1 rRNA gene is annotated in these 3,519 nt (G+C 47.6%); it reads left to right on the plus strand.

Features of this window, described 5'->3' with window-relative positions:
• Positions 1-33: 33 nt before the first annotated feature.
• Positions 34-3,467: ribosomal RNA gene (locus F8154_RS14160) — 23S ribosomal RNA — on the plus strand.
• Positions 3,468-3,519: the final 52 nt, after the last annotated feature.

Here is a 3,519-nt window from a genome sequence, read left to right on the forward strand (position 1 = left end):
AATTTTAAATTATTCACTCTGCGAAGCAGCAAAGGTCAAGCTAATAAGGGCAAAGGGTGGATGCCTTGGCACCAGAAGCCGACGAAGGACGTGGTAAGCTGCGAAAAGTCTCGGGGAGCTGCAAGCAAGCTTTGATCCGGGAATGTCCGAATGGGGAAACCCACTTGGAGTAATGTCCAAGTATCTAGTACTGAATAAATAGGTACTAGAAGGAAAACCAGGGGAACTGAAACATCTAAGTACCCTGAGGAAGAGAAAGAAAAATCGATTCCCTAAGTAGCGGCGAGCGAAAGGGGAAAAGCCCAAACCGGGTGCTCAACTGAACTTTAGTACAGTTGAGAAGCTTAACAGAGTTGAGTTGAGCATCCGGGGTTGAGGACATAGAATAAATAAGGCAAGAATGTAGAAGAAGAGGTCTGGAAAGGCCCACCGAAGAGGGTAAAAGTCCCGTAAGCGAAACAGGAAAGTCTTAAACTATGCTCCAGAGTACCACGGGACACGAGAAACCCTGTGGGAAGCAGGGGGGACCACCCCCCAAGGCTAAATACTAACTGGTGACCGATAGCGCATAGTACCGTGAGGGAAAGGTGAAAAGAACCCCGGGAGGGGAGTGAAAGAGAACCTGAAACCCTTTGCTTACAAACTGTGGGAGCCCTATATAGGGGTGACCGCGTACTTTTTGTAGAACGGGCCAACGAGTTATGGTAAGAAGCAAGGTTAAGTACCTAAGGTACGAAGCCGAAGCGAAAGCGAGTCTTAAAAGGGCGAAAAAGTTAACTACCATAGACCCGAAACCGGGCGACCTACCCATGGACAGGATGAAGCGGAAGTAAAATTTCGTGGAGGTCCGAACCGATTGACGTTGAAAAGTCACCGGATGAGCTGTGGGTAGCGGTGAAATTCCAATCGAGCCCGGAGATAGCTGGTTCTCGCCGAAATAGCTTTAGGGCTAGCCTCGAGAAGAAGAGATGCGGAGGTAGAGCACTGAATGGTCTAGGGGCCTTCACCGGTTACCAAAACCTATCAAACTCCGAATGCCGTCATCTTAAGCTCGGGAGTCAGACTGCGAGTGATAAGATCCGTAGTCAAGAGGGAAACAGCCCAGACCATCAGCTAAGGTCCCAAAGTATACGTTAAGTGGAAAAGGATGTGGAGTTGCACAGACAACCAGGATGTTGGCTTAGAAGCAGCCACTCATTTAAAGAGTGCGTAATAGCTCACTGGTCGAGTGATTCTGCGCCGAAAATTACCGGGGCTCAAACGTATCACCGAAGCTATGGGAGTTAGAGGTAAGAAGTGAGAAGTTAGAAGTCGGAAAAGAGAAAGAAAAAACAAAAGCTAGGAGAAGAAGAAATGATAAAAACCTACAAAGATTTAGAAGTTTATCAAATCTCATATAAACTAGCATTAATAGTCCATCAGATGACAGAGCAATTTCCTAAATATGAAACCTATGAAATAGGAAGTCAACTTAGAAGGGCAGCACTGTCAATTCCGTTAAATATTGCAGAGGGATATGGAAAAAAAGAATCTGCAAAAGAATTCAAACGTTTTTTAAATATGACATTAGGCTCGTGTAATGAAATATATGTACTTCTTGATATGATAAAAGATTTAGAGTATATAGAAAAAGATAAATACGAAGAGCTAGTAAAATCATATGAAATGTTAGGGAAACGGATATATGTATTAATGAAAAGATGGCAATAAGGTTTTAACAAACCTCTAACCTCTGACTTCTTACCTCTAACTCGGTAGGCGAGCATTCTGTAAAGGCAGAAGCTAAACCGGAAGGATTAGTGGACATTACAGAAGAGAGAATGTTGGCATGAGTAGCGAGAGGCAGGTGAGAATCCTGCCCGTCGAAAACCTAAGGATTCCTGAGGAAGGCTCGTCCGCTCAGGGTAAGTCGGGACCTAAGCCGAGGCCGAAGGGCGTAGGCGATGGACAACAGGTTGAGATTCCTGTACCACCGGATATCGTTAGAGAGAAGGGGTGACACAGAAGGATAGGTCAAGCGCACCGTTGGTTGAGTGCGTCTAAGCAGGTAGGGAGTTAAGAAAGGCAAATCCGTCTTAACAAATCCTGAGAAGTGATGGGGAGCGAAATAAAGTAGCGAACTGACTGATTCCACACTGGCAAGAAAAGCCTCTATCGAGATAAAAGGTGCCCGTACCGCAAACCGACACAGGTAGGTGAGGAGAGAATCCTAAGACGAACGGGAAAACTATTGTTAAGGAACTCGGCAAAATGACCCCGTAACTTCGGGAGAAGGGGTGCCAGAATTGGTGAAGGACATGCTCCGTAAGCCAAAACTGGCCGCAGAGAATAGGCCCAAGCGACTGTTTAGCAAAAACATAGGTCTCTGCAAAGTCGAAAGACGAAGTATAGGGGCTGACGCCTGCCCGGTGCTGGAAGGTTAAGGGGAAGTGTAAGGGAAACCAAAGCACAGAACTTAAGCCCCAGTAAACGGCGGCCGTAACTATAACGGTCCTAAGGTAGCGAAATTCCTTGTCGGGTAAGTTCCGACCCGCACGAAAGGCGTAACGATTTGGGCGCTGTCTCAACAATAGACCCGGTGAAATTGTAATACCAGTGAAGATGCTGGTTACCCGCGACAGGACGGAAAGACCCCGTGGAGCTTTACTGTAGCCTGACATTGGATTTTGGTACTACATGTACAGGATAGGTGGGAGACTAAGAAACCAGTACGCCAGTATTGGAGGAGTCGCTGTTGGGATACCACTCTTGTAGTATTGAAGTTCTAACCATGGGCCGTGAAACCGGTCTTGGGACACTGTCAGGTGGGCAGTTTGACTGGGGCGGTCGCCTCCCAAAAAGTAACGGAGGCGCCCAAAGGTTCCCTCAGCACGGTCGGAAATCGTGCGAAGAGTGCAAAGGCAAAAGGGAGCTTGATTGCGAGACAAACAGGTCGAGCAAGGACGAAAGTCGGGCTTAGTGATCCGGTGGTTCCGAGTGGAAGGGCCATCGCTCAACGGATAAAAGCTACCCCGGGGATAACAGGCTTATCTCCCCCAAGAGTCCACATCGACGGGGAGGTTTGGCACCTCGATGTCGGCTCATCACATCCTGGGGCTGAAGTAGGTCCCAAGGGTTGGGCTGTTCGCCCATTAAAGTGGTACGCGAGCTGGGTTCAGAACGTCGTGAGACAGTTCGGTCCCTATCCGTCGCGGGCGCAGGAAATTTGAGAGGAGCTGTCCTTAGTACGAGAGGACCGGGATGGACATACCACTGGTGTACCAGTTGTCTTGCCAAAGGCATCGCTGGGTAGCTAAGTATGGCAGGGATAAGTGCTGAAGGCATCTAAGCACGAAGCCCCCCTCAAGATAAGATTTCCCATCCGAAAGGAGTAAGACCCCAGAGAGACTATCTGGTTGATAGGTCAGAGGTGTAAGTGCAGTAATGTACTAAGCTGACCGATACTAATAGGTCGAGGGCTTGACCAATAAAACAATTAATAAGTAATAAGTAATAAGTAATAGAGAATAGGTGAAAAAC

This window comes from Alkaliphilus pronyensis, from assembly GCF_009017275.1.
GTDB classification, from domain to species: Bacteria; Bacillota; Clostridia; order Peptostreptococcales; family Natronincolaceae; genus Alkaliphilus_C; species Alkaliphilus_C pronyensis.